Origin of the sequence: Methanofervidicoccus abyssi (assembly GCF_004310395.1) — an archaeon.
Lineage (GTDB): Archaea > AGJL01 > Methanococci > Methanococcales > Methanococcaceae > Methanofervidicoccus > Methanofervidicoccus abyssi.
This window is the reverse complement of sequence record NZ_BFAX01000003.1, coordinates 352035-371639: the sequence shown is the minus strand read 5'-3', so window position 1 is coordinate 371639 and position 19605 is coordinate 352035. Positions and strand designations below refer to the sequence as shown.

Sequence of the window (19605 nt, the reverse complement as noted above, 5' to 3'; positions counted from 1 at the left end):
TTATATAATAGAGAATACCTTTTAAAGGTGAAAATGTGTTAAAAGAGTTTTTGAAAAAAGCTGATGCTAAAGAGATAGCACCGATAGCATATGCGATACACCTCCTTGTAAATAAAGTACCTGTTACTATGAGGTCCAGAGAAAAACCTGGTGTAAGAGTTGAAAAGGGGAAGATTGTAGATACCAACTACGAGGGATATGTATTAAAGCTGGCTATGGAGTTAGGGGAGATTTTGAGAGTAAGTGTTATAAAAGGTCCTTACGCAGGACTGCCGGTAATAGTGGTACCAATAGTAGATGATGGTGAAGTAGTTGGAGCAGTTGGAGTAGTGGACATCACTGCAGGGATGTTTGAAGAAGTGTTGACACTCTCAAGGAGACCAGAATTGGTGAAATTCCTTCCTGAAGATGCCTTTCCTAAGTAAGGGAATATTGATGGTGAAAACATGAAGAAGATATTTATATATCCACCTAACAGTTTAATACTTGGAGATCTCGTTGAAAGGTTTGGCCATAAGCCTTTAATGCTCAACAACGTTATAGGTAAAAAAGTTAGAACTCCAGAGATAGATAGTCCTCCAATGAACATGACTGACGAAGATCCCAAAAAGGGATTACGTTATGCAGCAATAGAGGTGCCTTCTGGAGTTAGGGGGAGGATGGCCTTAATAGGTCCTCTAATTGAAGAGGCAGATGCTGCTATTATAATGGATGAAGCTCCTATGGCCTTTGGATGTATAGGTTGTGCCAGGACAAATGAACTTACAAAGTATCTTATAAGGAGAAGGGGGATACCGAAGTTGAACCTTATATACCCTAAGAATGAAGAAGAGGCTAAAATCGTAGTCCAAAAGATAGCCAAGTTCCTTAATGAGTTGGAATAAATAACAATCCTTTTATTTCGAAGTAATGTTTCCATATCCATCATGATAATGGAATAATAACTTAAAAAGTCGAAAAATATAACATTTTGAACTAATGGAGTAAAATAACAAAAAAATATGAGAAAAAACTCTTAATAAAACATTTAACAGATAATCCTACTCTATTTCTTCAATAATTAACTAGTCAGAAGATAAGAGTTTATTTTACTTTTTTGAATGGGAGTTAAGATTTGATCATAAAAATAAAAGGGATAAATATGATATGTGTCCCAATAGTAGAGGAGAGTGTAGAAAAGGCCTTAATCAGTGCCGAGAGGGCCTTAGAAGTTGCAGATATCGTAGAATTTAGAGTGGATTACTTCAAGGAAATCAGAGAGGAAGACATTGTAGAGATAGCCAAATATCCCTCAATTATCACAATAAGGGCACATTGGGAAGGAGGAAAATATAGAGGTAGCGACGATAAGAGAATAGAGTTATACAAGGTAGCTATTGAAAACAACGTGAGATATATAGACGTAGAGTTAAAGGAAAAAAGAAACAGAGAACTTGTTGATTTTAGAGATAATGTGAATTCAAAGACTAAGATCGTCATATCCTACCACAACTTTAAAGAAACTCCTTCCTACAATAAACTCTTAGACATTGTAAATAAAGAACTCCAAATAGGAGATATTGGCAAATTTGCTACTATGGTTAATAACAACAGAGATATTTTAAATGTTTTAAGGGTTATACAGGAATTTGAAGGGAAGGTAATAGGTATAGGAATGGGAAAAAAGGGTAAATTAACAAGGATACTGGGAACCTACTTTGGAAGTATATTGACCTTTGCTTCTATGGAGAATAAATCCTCTGCACCTGGACAGATTGATGTAGAGATGTTAAAGGAGATATACAGGCTTATCTCAGAGTCCTAAGAACTTAGGTATAAAGTAAAAAGTACCTATTGCACTTCCTAGACTGGAGAAAGCTGCTACCATCAATACCCTCATAAGGTTATTGTCCATTAACTCCCTCAACCTATCACATTTAAATAGGTGGTGAATATCTTCCGGAGTTATACCTCTACACTTCAACTCCACCAATCCTACGATATAACCTGCTCCAATAACAGGTATCAGGGAAGTTATAGGTGCCACAAGGAATGCCGAGATAACAGAAGGTAACTTACCCCGTGCAAGGATCACCCCCAATGCAGATAATGTACCATTTATCAGTATCCAGTCTATAGTAAGTTTTTTCAACATCTCAAGATTAGAAGAAAGTGAGAATATTCCATAAAGTATGATTCCAATTAAAACCACTGAAAATGCTATTTTTAAATAATTTCTTCCTCTTTTTACTTCCGTAAGTTCATTGAGATCGATCTCTATTTCCCCTCTTTCAAGTTTTTTTAGATAATCTACTATTCCTTTAACATGACCTGCCCCAACTACAACAAGTATCTTTTTTCTTCCAATACTGGTATCAAAGATGTTCTTTGCCATGTATTTGTCTCTTTCATCCACAAAAACCCTGTAAAGGGTAGGCGATAAGTCTTTCAATATTTCAACTAACTCTTGGGCATTATTTATCATTTCTCTTATAGACTTCTTATCTAACTCTTTAATATCTCCACCTTCAAATAACTGATAGAATAACTTTAACTTCTCTTTTAGAGGCATACTACCTAATGCACGTCTCAATGTAATATCTATAGGTCTATCTATCAGATAGAGAGGTTTCTTATACAATTTAGCTAGCTCCACGGCTCTTTTCATCTCACTACCAGGTTTGATGTTGAACTTCTCCCCTATCTCCTTCTGAAAACTTGCAAGAATTGTATGAAATAAAAATAATCCAATATCTCCACTTTTTAGCACCTTCCATATATTCACGTTCTTTAGATTATTATCTTCTTCATTTATAAGGGCGAGAAACCTCTCACTGTCCAACTCAACTGCTATTAGGTCAGGATCTATCTCGTTTATGACCTCCTCCACCTTCCTTATACTGTCCTCTGAAACATGAGCTGTACCTAAAATATAAATATCACAACTGTTGTTTCCGTTATTTATCGTGATATGGTACATTATTTCACCAGGAGACATCTAACTTATCAAGATTCTTAATAATATAATAATATTTATAATTATAGTAACATATAACATAGAATTATGAAAAATAAATAATTAAAAAATTAAACAGAAGTGATAAAAAACCTCCCTTAAGAAGAAATATTAACAGAAATCCTATTTATTTTTCCATACTCCGTATACTCCAGGAAATAAAAACTTATTTTACTTTTTTCAGGATGTTTTTAGGATTTGTTACCTTATTATTATAATATTTATCTTTTTATTATTTTTATTTAAAAATAAGATGTTTTCTGAATACGAGGATATGATAGAAGTGTCAAACAATTTTAAATTTTATATTTTTACTGATTATAGGGATTTTTTTATTTTTATCTTACTGTTGTTATAATAATTTATTCTTTATCGTTTTTTAATGGGAACTAGAGGTTTTTATATATAGTTTTGGAGTATTATACTATTATCCATATCCATAATCCTTATAAGTTACACTGTGATAACATGTTAGAACCTATCCACTACGACATAGGTAGGATATGTAAGGAGAGTTATAAAAAAGGTGGTAGATATACTCCAAATATAATAGACAGTGATATAATTAAAAACATCAAACCTCCTATCTTGAAGATACCCTTTGATTCCCCAAAAGAGGTAGCAGAACATCTACTAAATATAAACAGGGATAAACTCTATAGTACCATTGAATTGGAAGGTTATAATCTTAAATACCTTATAGTCAATGTGGGGAAACATCTAGATATGCTAGATAGTATATTAAAAGACATTCCCGATTTAGTGATAATAGGTGATGGTAGAAGACTTATAAAGAGAAAGGAATTAGTACAGTTGCTACAGAAGATAAGAACATCTATCTCTCCAAACAGTGCCATATACTTCCCTACAGCACTACCTTGGGAGATACCTCTACTGGTATATCTCGGTGTAGATTACTTCGATTACTCCTCCGCCTACTATTACGGATCTCTTGGATACTACTTTACAAAGAACAGGATGGTATTAACAGATAAAGATAAGGAGGAGATAATAAACCACAATATAGAGATTATCTCCCAGGTGCTGATGGAGGTAAGGTACTGTATAAGGGAGGGAATTCTGAGGAATCTCGTCGAAGAGACTACAGTATCAGATCCCTACCTACGGGCAAACTACAGGATATATGAACCAGACTTAAGAAACATTCCACTGTCAAAGGGAAAAAAAATAATCGTTACAATAGATGAGACTGAAATACCTGAAGTAAAAAAAATACATAGAGAGGGCGAGAAACTACGAGTTATTTACAGATACCATAGTTCTACTACCTTGCTCTTCTAAGAAACCTTACTCACGATCTAAGTCTCACAGTTATTTCATAAATGCAATAAAACCTGTAGGATTTCCAGTTGAGGAAGTTATTATCACTTCTCCCTACGGTGTAGTTCCCAGAGCTCTTGAAGGTGTAGTAAACTACGACATCCCGGTTACAGGCAGGTGGTCCTTAGAGGAAATAGAGTTTATTAACAGAGAGCTAGATAACTTACTAAAAAAGGGAAGAAAGAAGTTCCAACATCTAAAGATATTGGCCCATCTTCCTGATCATTACCTAGAGATACTGAAGGACACATGCGAGAAGTACGGAGATCTTATAGTAACGTCTAAGGGAGATCCAACATCTTCAGAATCCCTAAAAACTCTAAGAAATACACTTAGGGAGTTAAAAGAAGAGTGTGAAATAAAAGAGAAGGATTTAAAAAAATTAAGGAGGATGCAAACTCTTCACAACTACAAGGAGCTTTCAAAGTTTCAATTTAAGAAAAATATCATTCCTGACGATGTGGTAGTTAAAGGAGAGATTAAGAGATTCTTTATCAAAAAAGACAACAAATTAATTCAGATATGTTCCATAAATCCCGAGACTGGTCTCTACGTCTTAACTCACGAAGGTGGTAAGTTACTTGGAAAGGTAAACTGGGTAGAGGTTAATTTTAAGGTTAAAAAGGGGGCTCTATTCCCTCCAGGATTTGAGGACTGTGATGAGAATATATCTGTAAGGGACGAGGTGGTGATTATCTACGAGGATGAAGTAATTGGGGTGGGAAGGGCTATTCTAAATGGCTCCGAGATGAAGAGAGCTAAAAAAGGGATGTTAGTAAATGTTAGACATGTAGGTAGTAGTTAATCCTTTGTTAAAATAATACAATATAATAGTACAATATAATAGAAACAATAAAATATATTTAAATTAAAAAATTATAAAATTATTAAAAATTTATTCTACGGAAGGGGATTAATATCGAGGAGATAAAAAAGACTGTGGAGTTGATAATTTTAAAAGATAAAGATTATGAAAAAATTGATAAATTAAAAGAATATTTTAAAAGATACATAGATCTCAATAACGAGATAGACATGTTAGAGGAGACTCTGGAGAGCTTAGATACTAACTCAGAGGTACGTATTTCCATAGAGGAGGGAAGATTTTTAAGTAGGGAACTAAAGAGATATTTGGATTTAGTGAAGGAACTTGAGAATCAGTTGGAGAGGTTAAATAGCAGTGAGTACATTACGATAATAAACTATCATAACTTGAAAAGGTGTATAGAAGTATTAAAAAGCATATCTATAAATATAAACTGCTCCTTAAAATGGGATATCTACTACAAGATAGAAGATCTTAAAAGGGAGTTAAAAGAAGTTGAAGAAAAGTTAAAGGAGATGGTTTTAGACTACAAGTTAAAAAGATCTAGCAAAGAAGACAACGGTTAAAGTGATTGTTATGGAAAATATATCTTATAAGAGGATAGTTGCCATGGTAGATGAAGGTTTAGGAATCGTCGAACTTGTGGAGGAGCATCCATGTCCTAACGGATCTCAATGGGTGATATACCAGTACAGAAGAACATCTCCTCTTGTTATATCTGCATGGAGGGAAGGTAATAAACACCACTTTATATTAAAGATAGGGAGGAGTAGGTTAAACTTAGTACCTTCAATTTCTGCAGCAGGTATTGAAGAAGTTTATATAAAAGGGGAAAACGTCCATGTCCACTATGTAGGATTGGCTGGGGGAGGTGTGGGAATAGAGTTGAGGAAAGGGGCTGAGAATGTTATCGACACTGTAATATTAGAGAAGGGAGGAGGTTCAAAACTTGGTAGAGGTATTGTCATCACTCCTAAAATGGAGAAGTTAATAGTAGGTATAGATGACACAGATACAAAGGAGAAGGGGGCAACCTGGGTACTGGCACATGAGATAGGTAAATATATTGAAAGTAAAGGGTTTGGCTATTATATGGATCATACCATAGTGCAACTATATCCTGGAAATCCAAATAAAACCCAGAATTGCGTCTCAGTTGCCCTAACCTTTGCAGTGTATCCTAAGTACAAGTATAAGGTTAAGGAAGTAATTAGGGATTTTATCAAAGAGAGAAGTTTATCTGATAAAACTGCTATGGCTCTATACTACGGTATAACCCCATCCAAGAGTATGAAGATATTTACAAATAAGGCAAAGGAAAAGATGGTATCTATCGAGGAGGCTATAGGTGTGGCGGAGAAGAACAACATAGAGGTTGTCAAGATATTTGATAGGGAAGAAGGAATAATTGGCGCTGTTGCAGCCTTAGGTCTAGCTGAACATCACGATATTGCTGCAAAGTTGCCAGAGGACATGGAGTAAAAAAATACCTAAACTTTATATATAGTATTACAACTAACCTACAGTTATTTTAAATGTTAATTTATCGCCTTCTCTTAGTTTCTTAACTATCTCTCGGTCTATATCCCTAGCGCTTTTATTCGCAGAGATCATCAAGGTTCTCGGACAGATATAAGTACTCTTTCTAATTACTATGTCAGTGGGATGGCTTAGGATAAGATCTCTATGTCCCCTTCCAACGATAACCTCCCTTAGATCATCTACCAGGATCTCAACAACTATTCTATCGGCATTTCTTATCTTCTCCCTGAAATCTTCTGGAAAGTCCAACATCGATTTATCTGCAGATATTCCTATTATACAGTCTCCAGTTGATGTTAAATAGTTTTCTTTTGTAATCTCCAACGTGGTTTTATGAGTACATTTAACATTTGGATGCCCCCTTGCAGTAATAACGAAGGATTTCATATTTTCACCTCAGGAGGTGAGGAGTTAAAATTAATAATTATGTTCTTATTTTACACTTAAACAAAAACCATCAGAGTCGTAATAAAAATGATAAGCATTATAGATACCTCATAATACTTACAAACTTAGTGATTAAAAAGAGATATATAAAAAAATTCCAACCTTATAAAAAATAAAAAATATTTAGTAAGAAATAAAACCATTAACTGTACTGAGATGAGATGAGAAAATTCTCCATTGTATAAAGAATACCCAAAGGAATCGGTAATACCCAATACTTTCAAAAATTTATATTCGAAGTAATAAGGTTTTTTATTTTAAAATCTTTTCTTTATTTATTATTTATCTTTATCGTTGTTGTATTTTTAGAAGGATGAGTTTTCTATTATCTTTCTCCAGATAATTCTTTAGTACTGAAAGATAAAATAGGTTTCTCTAAGATTCATAATTAATTTAAATATGTTAATTATAGAAAAGTATAAATAGAAGAATTAACTATGAAAGTTTTGCCAAATATTTAGAAGTAGCCCGGTGGTGTAGTGGCCTATCATCCGGGGCTTTGGACCCCGGGACCGCGGTTCGAATCCGCGCCGGGCTACCATTTATTTTATAAAAATAAATATTCAAACACCTAAATATATGGAAATATGATAAATCCTGTGATGTAAATGAGTGATAAAATATCGATTGCCATAGTTTCAGATGGGAAGTATGGGCATAGAGCCTACGAGGTTATAAAAAAGAAATTTTACTGTAAATATATTGTATTGGATTATAAGGGCTACTTTGAAGATATAAGGATAGAAGAAGAAACACTAAAAAAACTTAAAAATTTCGATATTTTAATAACCTATTTAAGAAATCCAGATCTCACTTATACCCTCTTAGAAGAAATCAATACTCAAGAGAATTTAGATAAAAACCTTTTTATAATAATAGGTATATGGAAAGGTGAAGGCTTCAAGAGACAGATGGAAAGGTTTAAAAATGTAGTATGTCCAGATCTACTGTGTAATTTGGATGAGAAATATCTGAGAGGCAAACTGGAATACTACCCTCAATTACGAGAATTCTTAAGACACTTTGGAAAACCTATGGTAAATATTTACTTAGATAACAACAACATCATAAGGAACATAGAGATCATCAGAGATTCTCCCTGTGGAGCGGTTTCTAAGACACTTCAGGAATTTTTTGGGGAGAAGATGGAGAAAGATACTTTAAGAAGAATAGGGCTAAGAGTTCAGCACTTCTGTAATGCAGGGAAGTTTAAACTGTTCTCTGAGAAAGAATGTAAGAGGATTAAGGCAGGACAAATACTTTTAGAGGGTATAAATCTTCAAAAGTGTTAAAACACTGAAAAAACAGACAAATACTTTAATGATTCTTAATTTTTTTAATACTATAAATAATAATAAACCCTAAAAATAATTAAAATTAGAATCTTTATCGTTTTTAATAGGAACTGGGACCTATTATAAATTTAATAATGTTATGTGCTAAAACTTATAATAACTATAATTTTTTCTGTCCTCTTTTTTATCTAATCATACTCCCTCCACGTATAACCGCACTTTGTACATCTGTAGAATCTTGTCTCAGGTTCATCTGCACATCTCGTCTGTTGAAGCCACCAGAAAGCCTCTAAGTTTCCACACTGAGGACACTCCACCTTGGTAGTTGGTAGTGTATTTACATTCTCGATTACTGCGATCTCTTTTTTCTTGGATTCTATTCTCTCTTTAAGTACAAAGGTTTCGTCTTCTTTTTTCATCTCTATCTCAAAGTGACATACAGTACATACCCACTTACCATTCTTTGGAAGCATTATGTTGTTACACTTTTTACAGAACTTTACCATACTGCCACCTCTTATCTCTAAATTTTAAATAATCTCTAAAAATAGTCTTATGATCGAAGGCTAAGTCCATATCTTCTATTTCATCTATATTGAAAAATTTGGCTTCCTTAGCATCATCTAATCCCTTGGGAGAACCTCCTATATACTCTAAAACATATACTACAGACACAGTATGTCCTCGAGGATCTCTATTTGGATCTGAGTATACACCTAGAAGATCCTTAACCTTAGTTTTTATCCCACTCTCTTCAAAAACCTCCCTCACCACAGCTTCTTCTGTCCTTTCTCCATAGTTTACAAAACCTCCTGGAAACGCCCAAAAATCTTTAAAAGGAGGATTTTTTCTCTTTACTAATAGTATCTTGCCACCAACTTCTAAGATACCGTCAACTGTTAGAGAGGGAGATTTATATCTTTTCATGTTTATCATCTAAAATTTAATAATTTAAAAACTATCTTAAAAATATGTTCTATTTCAATAAAATTTTATACTATATATAATTTACGATAAACTTTTTTATAATAGTTTATTTTTTTATTTTTTAGTATTTTACAAAGTTAGAGAGGTAGAAGTATGAGAGTAGTCTTTGCATTAGGAGGTTCAGTTGTTATGCCCAAGGAAGGAGATGCAGAAAACATAAGGAAATACGCTGAGGTATTTAAAAGTATAAAAGACATGGGACATGACGTTTGTGTAGTAGTTGGAGGAGGGCACGTTGCTAGAAGATACATCTCTATCGCTCGGGAGTTTACAAACGAGGCCTTCTGTGATGAGATAGGAATATTGGCTACAAGGATGAACAGTATGATCTTAATTGCCGCCCTTGGAGATTACTCTATAAAGAAGGTACCAGAGGATTTCAAGGAAGCTGAGATGATACTAAGTTTAAACAAGATCGTTGTTATGGGAGGTACTCATCCTGCTCATACCACAGATGCTGTTGCAGCTTCCTTGGCAGAGTATATAGGAGCAGATCTACTTGTTATTGCAACTAACGTAGATGGAGTTTATAATAAGGATCCAAAGAAGTATAAGGATGCAAAAAAGATAAAACTCCTAACAACAAAAGAGTTAGTAGATATTACTAAATCTTCTTCTATAGTGGCAGGATCCTCTTCTATAGTAGATCCTTTAGCCTCTAAGATAATAGATAGGGCAAAGCTGAAAACAGTAGTTATCAAAGGTACTCCAGAAGAGATAATGAATGTTATAGATAATAAACATAATGGTACCTTAATTGTACCAGGTAATAAAAGGGATTTCCATGGAGAAACATAGACACTGTTTAAACTGTGGGATATCAATCCCACCAGATGAAACTTTCTGCTCGGAGAGATGTAAGGATGAGTATATAAAAAAGAGAAAGAGAGTTATGAGGATTCAGTTGATCACTCTGTTTGTTATCTTTGTAATACTGGTAGTCCTTGTAGGGTTAAAGTCACATTTCCTATAACAATAAATAAGTAATATAGAGAGATTAATTTTCACTCTTCTTCAACAACTTCCACCCCGTATCTTATAACGTTATCTCTCTTCAAATACACTCTATACTCTGCAATCTTATAGGGAAACTCCATAATAGTCTTTGAATATACAGGATCTCCTGTTAAGGTATTTAAGAAACTTCTTAAATCATAGGGGGACTTTATACCGTATATGTTCTCCGCCCCACTTGAAATCACCACAGGCATATTAAACTTTTTTGCCAGATGTATATTTCTCCTAAATGCCCATAGCAACCTTGCCCTCTCGTAGAGATTCCTCTTAATCAACACCTGTTTAAAATTCAACTCGATAGCCACTCTATGTACACTTCCAAGCCTAGCAAGGACATGATCTATACCACTATCTCGTCTGTTCAACTCAGGTGTAGAAAGTATATCCACATCGTGGAGTTCTAAAGCCTGCCTGTTTATCTTTAATATACCTCCTTCTACAAGTATTACATCTACCTTACTTCTAAATTTTTTCACATATCTTACTAACTCCTTAGGAGATTCGGATTTTATCTTCACACCTGCGTATATCTTCAAACCTTCCCTTTCTCCATACTCCTTAACCTCTTCAAAAATTTTTTTATCGTAATTATCATGATATTGGACTACGATGGAACCATGCCATCCTAACTCCTTAAGTAGTTTAATACCTTTTTCATCAAAGATGTGATTTATATCCACAGGGTTCTCCACTTATATACACCTTTTAACTTTTCTACATAAGGGAGTAGAGTATAGAAGCAAATATTACAAACCATATAGTTATGCTCATAGTAGTTAGATTCCTCTCGTTTATTAAATATTCCATATATTTTGAGATAGTCTCTGTTACTCTACTGTTAGCCTTTAGATCTCTAACTATCTCAGGGAGGGCGTTCCAGATGTGAAACCCATCAAGAGGTAGGGCAGGTAAGAGGTTGAAAAAACCTAATATCAAATTCAACACACCTGTCCAGGATAATGTTTCTATTATAAATAACAGGGATTTTGAAGGTTCAACGACAATCCCTATTTTTCCTTCAGAAGATGTAGTTAATTCAAAAGTTCTAATCTGATTCTCCCTAATAACAGTAATAGTTATATTCTCCTTTGGCTCTATTCCTTTCACAACCTCACGAAAATCTGAGAGAGAAGTGATTCTCTTTCCATTTATGGAGTATATTATATCCCCTTCCTTGAGAACTCCACTGGCTGGAAGATCTTTAAACACCTTTGTAATAGTTAGAGAAGATGGTATATTGGATATACAGGGGATTACCAGAAGTACGAGGAGATATATCAGTATATTTACTACAGGCCCTGCAGATGCCACAGCACCTCTTACCTTCCTACTGACGTTCTTAAACTCCTCTCCTATCTCCACAAAGGCTCCAAGGGGGATGCCGAGAAATAGGATCAACCCCGTACTCTTTATCTTTAAGTTAAAGGATCTGGCCACGATACCATGGGCTAACTCATGAAGTGTGATACCTAATACAAGTGCTATAATTCCTGGAATCCATGGGATAACATTTCCAAATAGTAGTATAATTGGTCTTGAACTTTCCTTAGGTATTGAACCACTGAATAATCCTACTGTAGAATTTACAAAGGTGTAAAATGTGATGATACTAACTACTACACACACAGGTATTAGAAAGATACCTATCTTCTGCCAAAATCTGTACTTACCTATTTTATCTATAATCTTTAAGCCCCAAGAAGTTCTCAGTATACCAAAGATCCCATAGTATGTTTTTAGACCTCTCTCACCTTCCCTCCTGTAGTAATAGAGGTTTAGGATTATCCAGAGTATGAGAAATATTAGAATTACAGTTGTAGATAATGTTGTCATAGTTTCCCACCGTAAGTTCTGAAAATAATATAGTACTTTTTACCTTATCTTTTACAATATAAAATATTATACTAACATATACTACTTTCCAATCAAAGTTATTAATTTTTACTTTTTGTCATAAGATTGGAATAAAAAATAAACTATTCTCTTTTGGTGATTAGATGAAGTACTCATTGGAAGATTTTAGAATTTTCTATAGGATGAAATTTCCCTATGAGAAAATACGGCCTCAACAGGTAAAGATGATGGAGAAGATATTTAACTCCATCAAAAATAAGAAAAATCTTATAGTAGAAGCTCCAACAGGTGTGGGAAAAACCCTTTCCTATCTTATCCCTACTATATACTTTGCAGAGAGAGGGAAGAGGATCATCATACTTACAGAAACTATAGATCAGCAGGAGAGGATATTGGAAGAACTAAACGCCTTAAAACCTAATTTAAAGGTCTCCTTCATAATGGGAAAGAACAATTTTATCTGTAAGGTTAAAGGAAGTAAGGCAGATGGAATTTTCTGCAAGTTAAACAAAAGATGTTATCATAGACCAAATAGGAGAACTCAGTGTGTATTATGTGGTACAGCGAAAAAACCTGTAAAGATAGGCGAAGATATAAAGTACTACTGTCCCTTCTGTATCTGTGATTATCAGAAATCTAAGATAGACTGTTTAGAGGGGGATATCTTAGTTATGAACAACAGTGTATTTTACTATATAAAAGAAGAGATAGATGTAAATAGAAAAACTGAGGTTATCATATGTGATGAGGCTCATAAACTCGAGAAAAGTATCAGAAACTCCGCTACAATAAAGATAGATCCAGAGACAGCACTTTATAGGTTGAGAGAGATGGCTTATTACTTTGCCCCTGCTATATTGAAGAAACACCTTGGAAGACTTAGAGAGAGATATCCAACATTAAACGATAATACTATAGAAAATTACGAGAAGGATTTTTGGAATATAGTACGTAACTACGTAGTAAAACATGCAGACATTGAAGAGTGTAAATACATCCTAGATTACTACGGAGAAGAAATAATAGGGACATCAAAATGGAATATAGCAGTACTTGGGGTCTTAATAGATGGTTACTACCAGATCCGTAATATAAAGAATAAGATCTTCTCTTTTGAGGAGAAGAAGGAGTTGAAGACGGAAGAGTTAATATTTGAGGTTTACAACGAAAATACTTTTGTATATTTGGAGTATATCTACGTATCCCAGAAAAAGTTATCAGACATGTCTCTAACAGAGTTTTTAGAGGAGATAAGGGGCTTGAAGTCTATAGATGATAATTTCGTAGTATATAGAAGTGGAAAGGCCTTACTATGTGTACCTGTATTTGTTTCATCCTATCTCAAAAGACTTTACGATAATGCCACAGTAATACACTGCTCTGCTACCATTGGTAATCCAGAGATACATGGACGTAAAACTGGAGTGGAATCTTTTGACACTTTGATCTTAGATAGCCCCTTCTCAAAGGATAGGAGAAAGATAATAGCTTTAACTGACGGAGTAAATATGAAATACGAGGGAAATTTGGATCTAAAAAGGAAGAAGGCGAATGAAAATATATTTAAACTTCTAAAATCTACAAAGGCCAATACGTTGGTGCTCTTCAGAAGTTTTGAGGACCTTGAGAGTGCCTACAACTACCTGTTGGAGAGAACCTCTGAGTTAAAAGGAAAAATATTCTGCTATCACTCAGATATGGATGGAAAGGATGCCAAAATACTAAAAGAACGTTTTGAGAAGGAGGGGGGGGTACTCCTGGCAACTGGTAGATTTGCGGAAGGAGTAGATATTCCAGGAGAGGCCCTCACGATGGTGATAATAGACAGTTTACCTTTCCCAGTACCTACTCCACTACTTAACAGGGAACAGAAATTGATAAAAGATAAATTACTAAGAAGAGGTATAGATCCCAGGACTGCCCACTGGCAATCCTTCTTAATGACATCTTTTCATATAATGTCTACTAGAGTTATCCAGATGATAGGAAGACTTATTAGAACTGAGAGGGACTATGGTATCGTTGTTATTCAGGACAGGAGGTTTTACCAATGGGTGGGAGAGGTGATGAGAAAGAGAAAGTATCTAAAGGACGAGTATATATCCATGAGCTTGAGAAATGCCCTTGAGTATATTCCAAAATTTTTAAGTAAATTTAGAAATGGTTATAAATAATTATTATAAATAATTATAATATTACTTAAAAAAATAAGATATGATATAGAATAAATAGGAAAAACTAATTAGATGATTCTATAGAATATCCACAGGGGTATAAAACTATAAAATGCTTATCATGTTCAGTATAAAGCCACTCCTTACCATTGTGGCACGTAACATAACCTGTACCAAAGACTATAGCATTTGGTGGTGTTGCAACTGGAAGCATAAATGCAAAACTTGCTGCAATAGTGGTAGATATTATAAATACCCCTGGATCCTCACCTATCGCAAGGGCGAAATGGCCTTTAAACTCCAGTTCCTATTAAAAACCGATAAAAAAACACTAGTAAAATAAAAATAATAAAACTTCTTTATCTATTCCAAAACATAAAATATATCCCCTCTATTTCTGAACATTGGAACGAAGGAATTCTCTCTAATATCTTCTAACCATATCTTGGAAATCTCGTTATTAATCCTATCTTACATTATAATACTAATAATCTTAGGATTTATCTTTTTTATTTTTTTATTTTATCAGGGATTTTTAATAGAAATAGGATTTTTACTATTTAAAAGTACCAATGTCCCCTTCCTTTCAACAAACTCGATAAACCTTTTATAAGTCGGATGGATTTTGAGGGTTTCGCAATCTCCAATAACTATTAACTTTCTCTTCGCTCTTGTTAGAGAGACGTTCAATCTTCTCATATCTGTTAAGAATCCAAGTTCCCCATCTCTATTTGAACGGACAAGGGACAGAACTATCACTTCTTTTTCCCTCCCCTGATATCCATCTACAGTTTTCACCTCCACTCCATAATTTCCTATTAAGGTATCTATCAGATCTCTCTGATCCTCATAAGGTGTTATAACACCGATAGACTCTGGTGGTATATCCATCTTTATTAATCTCTCTAAGATCTTCTTAACAACTTCTGCCTCCAGGGGATTCTCCTTTGAGGTGGAACCTCTTCTCTGTTTCTCCCACTTCTCAGGATGTTGGGAAGTATCTACAAAAACTAATGGCTCCTTGGGATCTAAAATATATTTCCAGAACCCTTCAAGAGATACTTCCTTAACACCTAAATCTAGAAGGGATATATTTTTGACACCTTCATATGCTCTAATTCTTCCCCCATAGAATTCCCTGCTTGGAAACTCCATAAGTTTCTCGTTCATCCTGTACTGTATCTCAAGGATCTTACTCTTTGAAGGGTATAACTCGATAAGTTTTTCAAAGAGTGTCTTACTTAGTTCCTGTGCTTTCTCACTTAGGATCGTTGGAGGTAATTGTTTATGATCTCCTGCTAAGATAAATTTATCACATCTCCCTATGGGGATTAATACACTTGGAATAGTCGCCTGGGATGCCTCATCTATAACTGCAACATCAAATTTAACCCCTTCTAAGTATTCAAGTGCCACTGAGGAGTTTGTACTTAGGACAACCTCTGCCTTATCTATCACTTCCTTAATTATCTCCTCCTCAATACGTCTAGCCTCGTCGTACAATCTCTGGATCTCCATATTAACTGTGATCCACTGAGCCATGGATCTTATATTTCTTACAGATATTCCTCTTATACCGATCCCCCTCTCTGCAAACTTGAGAATCTCCTCATCTGAAAGACCCCTACGCCACTGAGGTGTAGGTTTCAGATATTTATCCCTAATTGTTACCAATCTCTCTGCCTTCTTCCTCAACCTCTTAACCTCTTTGTATTTCTCATGGGCTTCAATCTGGTAGTATAACGTAGATTCCTTTAAGTGTTTGGATACCTTGGAAGGATGTCCCACTCGAACCAGTTTAACTTTTCCCCAGAGACGTTCAACTAAGTTATCAACTGCTATATTACTCTCTGCAGTTGCAAGTACCTTCTTTCCCCTCTTTACCTCTTGAATTATAACCTCTGTGACAGTTCTAGTTTTTCCAGTACCAAAGGGCCCATGGATTAAGAAGAAATCTTCACTCCCAAGGGACAAACTTACGGCTTTTTTCTGACTCTCATTTAAATTCTCGTCCTGTGGTTCAAATTCAACCTCTTTACTTTTCTTAGGTTCCTCCAGTTCTAGGACGTATTTCAACACTTTTATTCCACTTTCACTGAGTTTATCCAAATTCTCGATCTGTCTCCTAAAGGTTACATCGTTGGCGTAGAGATCGATCCTGACGTTCTTCAAAGCCCAGGAAGGGACGTTCTCCAAGGCAACTACAATGTGATGTTTTCCCTTCTCGGTTACAGTACCAACTAGATTACTTCTTAGAGGATTGTTTCTACTTATCACTACGAGATCTCCAACACCTATCTCAGTTTTTATCTCCTTTTTCCTACCGTATTTAACCAGTTTATATTTAAACTCTTCACCGACAACTTTTCCATTTAGTCCTAAGATAGCTCTACCTACTTTCTCCCTCTCCTGGCCACTTAGTTTTCTCATCTCCTCTTTCATAGCTTCTATCTCAGCCTTCCTCTCAAGTTCAACTAAATTTTTTAGATGGTTAACATATGTCTCCACTTTCATTTTTTCACCATTTTATAATTACAGCATTAGTTTTGAAATTATTTTCTAAAAATACAGTCATCGAGAAATCCAGTAAAAAATAAATATTTAAAATAATAAAAATGGTCTGGGGAAGAATACTGTTAAGAGGCTTGAAACTTATGAATATTAAACTGTTAAATCGCGACTACATAATCCTCGAGGAGGATAAGGCCTACGGTATATCCCATAAAGGTAACAGGACACACAACGAGGACTACATATTAGTTAAAAAGATTAAAGATATCTATCTCCTGGCAGTTGCAGATGGTATTGGAGGACATAATGCAGGAGAAGTTGCATCTAAGATGGCAGTAGATACCTTAGAGGAATTTATAACTGAGGAATACGAGGAAGATTTATCTATAGAGGAGATTATAAAACTGCTAAAAGAAGCCTACAACTTAGCCCATGATAGAATAAGAGAAAATGCTATAGGGGATAGGGAAGGTATGGGGACAACAATGACAACTACAGTAATAAAAGAAGACAGATGTATTGTAGTAAACTGTGGTGATAGTAGAGCACACTTGATTAGAGATGGGAACATAATCCGTAGAACCAGGGATCACTCTCTTGTCCAAACCTTGATAGATAGTGGCCAAATTTCAGAAGAAAGGGCTATGTACCATCCACTGAAGAATATCATCACTTCGGCGTTAGGGTTGGATGAACTTAAGATAGATGATTATATCTGGGATCTAAAAGAAGGAGATGTACTTCTCCTAAGTTCCGATGGACTCCATGATTACGTTGAAAAAGAAGATATTTTAAAGGTCGTAAATAGTTATAGGGATCCAAAGGAGATTGTTGAAAGACTGTTAGATGTCGCATTAGAAAAAACAGAAGATAATGTAAGTATTTTGGTATATAAAAATATATAATTTTAATGATAAAATAGAATTATAAAAACAAATAATAATAAATTATAATAACCTGAAAAGATAGAGGGCCAGTTAAAAATAGTAATTGCAATTATGCATGGAAAATATTTAAATGATTCACTTGATCCATAGAGTGCAAAATTACGAACTTTTCTTAAATCAGTTTTTAGAAGATTTAGAAAAACGAGACCTGAATTTAAGCGATATTAAAAAATTTGCTGTCAATTATATCAAAAATAAAAGTTAGTTGGGATATAATGTTGGTCTTTCAAATACTTTCATACTGACTTATTCTCTTATGTATTTTTCTACACTTCTCTCTTTATGCGTTTATGTAAAATTAACAATATATAAATATTACGGTTATATATCTAAGAACCTACCAAAATTAACGTAGTCAATTACGCAAGATTCAACAGTTTGCCAGAATAGTGCAGAATTTTCATCTAAGTGCGGGAATTTACGTTTAACATATTTAATTGCTTTCTCAACTATATCTGGAGGATATTTAGATAGCCTTTTCCTGTATTGTCTTTTAATAATCTCCCCATATACCTCCAAGTCTATCCCTAAGTTCTCTACCCCTATGTCCATACCCTTCCATGTATAACGTCTCTTTTTAGGTCTGGGGATTACTATACCTAAAAAAATTGGTGGTTTACCAGATTCAGATTTTCCTGTTAGTGGCTTTCGTGATTCTAGTTCTTTGTATAATCTTTTCATCGTGTTGGGAAACATTTTTTTTAATTTTGTATAAGCATCATCTGGTATTTTTGCGAGTAACCCTTCATCACCAGTATCTGCACATTTGTATAATATTTTTAGATATTTAACTGCTTCTGGAAACCAGTCTACCCACTTATAAACTTCATACTCTTTATTTGTTAGCTTCTCTAACTGTGTTAAAGTGTCTTGTGTTCCCAATGTTAATATTGTTGGTAATCGTTTAGGTATGCTCCTTTTGGTTATTCTTTTAGGAAGTTTTTCAGGTGTAATATCTAAACTAAATAGGGATTGGTTATCTTTTGCTAACTTGCTAATCTCTACAATTTTGCTGCTTACAGGTTTTGATTTACATACTGTCACTTTAAACTTCCACAATGTATAAGCATCTCTCAATCGTGCTGGTAAGTCTTCTGGATTTATGTGTAATTCTTCAATAAGTTTAAATAATTCTTCATCAGGAATTGATTTACTTGCCCATACTGTTAAGAGAGCAATATAGGGATTTAAAGTACCAAACTCATCAATAAGTTTTTCTTTTTCAGAATCATCGTATGATTTATCAATCATCATTTCTAATGCTTTTCTAACATGGTTTACTGAAGTTGATGGGTTCATTGTTTTACCTCTACAGTAATTTTTTAACTACTTTTTAGGATTGTTTTTACAAAAGGAGTGAATAATTTACCGTCTTTAATTATCTCATCAGGGTTTGCCTTTTTGATATACTTCTCGGCTACCTCTCTTTCATAAGTATTTTTTACATAGGGGATATAATATGCACTGTTTCATCTTCTTTATACCTTAATACTCTACCTATCCTCTGTATAATTGCTCCGTCGGATTTAGGGTTTCCCATTATAATTAGGACATTTAAATCTGGAAAATCAATCCCTTCTTCTCCCATTTTACATAACCCTATTACATTGAACTTTTTACCAAACACACTGAAGAAAAGGTAAAAATTCTAATTTTTACTTTTTTAAAT

General features: G+C 34.3%; 19 protein-coding genes, 1 tRNA gene and 1 pseudogene. 12 read left to right on the top strand and 9 right to left on the bottom strand.

All coding sequences use genetic code 11. From position 1 onward, the window contains the following. Positions 1–35: 35 nt before the first annotated feature. The 3 genes from MHHB_RS04385 (at position 36) to aroD (ending at position 1804) form a co-directional block, all read left to right on the top strand. Positions 36–425, top strand: a complete 390-nt coding sequence (locus MHHB_RS04385; RefSeq protein WP_131007383.1) for a DUF2111 domain-containing protein — start codon at positions 36–38, stop codon at positions 423–425. A 21-nt stretch (positions 426–446) separates the two neighbouring features. Then, positions 447–884, top strand: coding sequence for a methanogenesis marker 5 protein (locus tag MHHB_RS04380; protein WP_131007381.1), 438 nt, complete (start codon positions 447–449; stop codon positions 882–884). 257 nt (positions 885–1141) lie between these two features. Continuing rightward, on the top strand, positions 1142–1804 hold the full coding sequence (gene aroD / locus MHHB_RS04375) for a type I 3-dehydroquinate dehydratase (protein WP_131007379.1): 663 nt from the start codon (positions 1142–1144) through the stop codon (positions 1802–1804). Here aroD and MHHB_RS04370 read toward each other — a convergent pair. Further along, positions 1793–2959 carry a TraB/GumN family protein gene (locus tag MHHB_RS04370; RefSeq protein WP_131007378.1) on the bottom strand — a complete coding sequence of 389 codons (1167 nt, stop codon included), beginning with the start codon at positions 2957–2959 and terminating at the stop codon, positions 1793–1795. The two genes, aroD and MHHB_RS04370, sit on opposite strands and share 12 nt — an antisense overlap. A 504-nt stretch (positions 2960–3463) precedes the next feature. Here MHHB_RS04370 and MHHB_RS04365 point away from each other — a divergent pair. The 3 genes and pseudogenes from MHHB_RS04365 to mmp11 all read left to right on the top strand — a co-directional run bounded on the left by MHHB_RS04365 (position 3464) and on the right by mmp11 (position 6644). After that, a pseudogene (locus tag MHHB_RS04365) lies at positions 3464–5141 on the top strand (DUF5591 domain-containing protein). A gap of 134 nt (positions 5142–5275) precedes the next feature. Continuing rightward, complete coding sequence (locus MHHB_RS04360) at positions 5276–5728, top strand: hypothetical protein (RefSeq protein ID WP_131007377.1); 453 nt, start codon at positions 5276–5278, stop codon at positions 5726–5728. A gap of 10 nt (positions 5729–5738) precedes the next feature. Next, positions 5739–6644 carry a methanogenesis marker protein 11 gene (mmp11, locus tag MHHB_RS04355; RefSeq protein WP_131007376.1) on the top strand — a complete coding sequence of 302 codons (906 nt, stop codon included), beginning with the start codon at positions 5739–5741 and terminating at the stop codon, positions 6642–6644. Between the two features lie 33 nt (positions 6645–6677). Here mmp11 and MHHB_RS04350 read toward each other — a convergent pair whose 3' ends face one another. Then, positions 6678–7091, bottom strand: a complete 414-nt coding sequence (locus tag MHHB_RS04350) for a DUF371 domain-containing protein (RefSeq protein WP_131007374.1) — start codon at positions 7089–7091, stop codon at positions 6678–6680. A gap of 525 nt (positions 7092–7616) precedes the next feature. On the opposite strand from MHHB_RS04350, the gene MHHB_RS04345 reads away from it, so the two are divergent. Beyond that, positions 7617–7692: transfer RNA gene (locus MHHB_RS04345), tRNA-Gln, on the top strand. Positions 7693–7759: 67 nt separating this feature from the next. Continuing rightward, positions 7760–8443: a DUF166 family protein gene (locus MHHB_RS04340; protein WP_229701920.1), complete on the top strand. Its 684-nt coding sequence runs from the start codon at positions 7760–7762 to the stop codon at positions 8441–8443. 191 nt (positions 8444–8634) lie between these two features. Here MHHB_RS04340 and MHHB_RS04335 read toward each other — a convergent pair whose 3' ends face one another. Next, positions 8635–8952 carry a transcription factor S gene (locus MHHB_RS04335; RefSeq protein WP_131007372.1) on the bottom strand — a complete coding sequence of 106 codons (318 nt, stop codon included), beginning with the start codon at positions 8950–8952 and terminating at the stop codon, positions 8635–8637. Next, positions 8936–9373, bottom strand: coding sequence for an NUDIX domain-containing protein (locus tag MHHB_RS04330; protein ID WP_131007371.1), 438 nt, complete (start codon positions 9371–9373; stop codon positions 8936–8938). The genes MHHB_RS04335 and MHHB_RS04330 overlap by 17 nt, the downstream gene beginning before the upstream one ends. 153 nt (positions 9374–9526) lie before the next feature. Between MHHB_RS04330 and pyrH the strand changes: the two genes are divergently transcribed. After that, entirely contained in the window at positions 9527–10231 is a 705-nt protein-coding gene (pyrH, locus tag MHHB_RS04325; RefSeq protein WP_131007369.1) for a UMP kinase, read from the top strand. Continuing rightward, on the top strand, positions 10218–10406 hold the full coding sequence (locus tag MHHB_RS04320) for a DUF2116 family Zn-ribbon domain-containing protein (RefSeq protein ID WP_131007368.1): 189 nt from the start codon (positions 10218–10220) through the stop codon (positions 10404–10406). Before pyrH ends, MHHB_RS04320 begins: the two co-directional genes overlap by 14 nt. Positions 10407–10437: 31 nt before the next feature. Here the strand turns inward: MHHB_RS04320 and rnp3 are convergent, their stop codons facing one another. Both rnp3 and MHHB_RS04310 read right to left on the bottom strand, forming a co-directional pair. Then, positions 10438–11142, bottom strand: coding sequence for a ribonuclease P protein component 3 (gene rnp3 / locus MHHB_RS04315; RefSeq protein ID WP_131007366.1), 705 nt, complete (start codon positions 11140–11142; stop codon positions 10438–10440). A 22-nt stretch (positions 11143–11164) separates the two neighbouring features. Continuing rightward, positions 11165–12283 (bottom strand): site-2 protease family protein, encoded by a 1119-nt coding sequence (locus MHHB_RS04310; protein ID WP_131007365.1) that lies wholly within the window; start codon positions 12281–12283, stop codon positions 11165–11167. Between the two features lie 164 nt (positions 12284–12447). Between MHHB_RS04310 and MHHB_RS04305 the strand changes: the two genes are divergently transcribed. Then, a complete protein-coding gene (locus tag MHHB_RS04305) occupies positions 12448–14478 on the top strand; it encodes an ATP-dependent DNA helicase (RefSeq protein WP_131007364.1) in 2031 nt (676 codons plus the stop codon). Positions 14479–15003: 525 nt separating this feature from the next. Here the strand turns inward: MHHB_RS04305 and MHHB_RS04295 are convergent. After that, positions 15004–16992, bottom strand: a complete 1989-nt coding sequence (locus MHHB_RS04295; protein ID WP_131007363.1) for an IGHMBP2 family helicase — start codon at positions 16990–16992, stop codon at positions 15004–15006. Positions 16993–17093: 101 nt separating this feature from the next. Between MHHB_RS04295 and MHHB_RS04290 the strand changes: the two genes are divergently transcribed. Beyond that, the gene (locus MHHB_RS04290) at positions 17094–17894 is read left to right on the top strand and encodes a PP2C family protein-serine/threonine phosphatase (protein ID WP_192893819.1); all 801 of its coding nucleotides are present in this window, start codon (positions 17094–17096) and stop codon (positions 17892–17894) included. Between the two features lie 363 nt (positions 17895–18257). On the opposite strand, the gene MHHB_RS04285 is transcribed toward MHHB_RS04290, so the two are convergent. Both MHHB_RS04285 and MHHB_RS04280 read right to left on the bottom strand, forming a co-directional pair. Then, entirely contained in the window at positions 18258–19235 is a 978-nt protein-coding gene (locus MHHB_RS04285) for a hypothetical protein (protein ID WP_131007362.1), read from the bottom strand. A gap of 142 nt (positions 19236–19377) precedes the next feature. Beyond that, positions 19378–19563, bottom strand: coding sequence for a helicase-related protein (locus tag MHHB_RS04280; protein ID WP_268220543.1), 186 nt, complete (start codon positions 19561–19563; stop codon positions 19378–19380). Between the last annotated feature and the right edge of the window lie 42 nt (positions 19564–19605).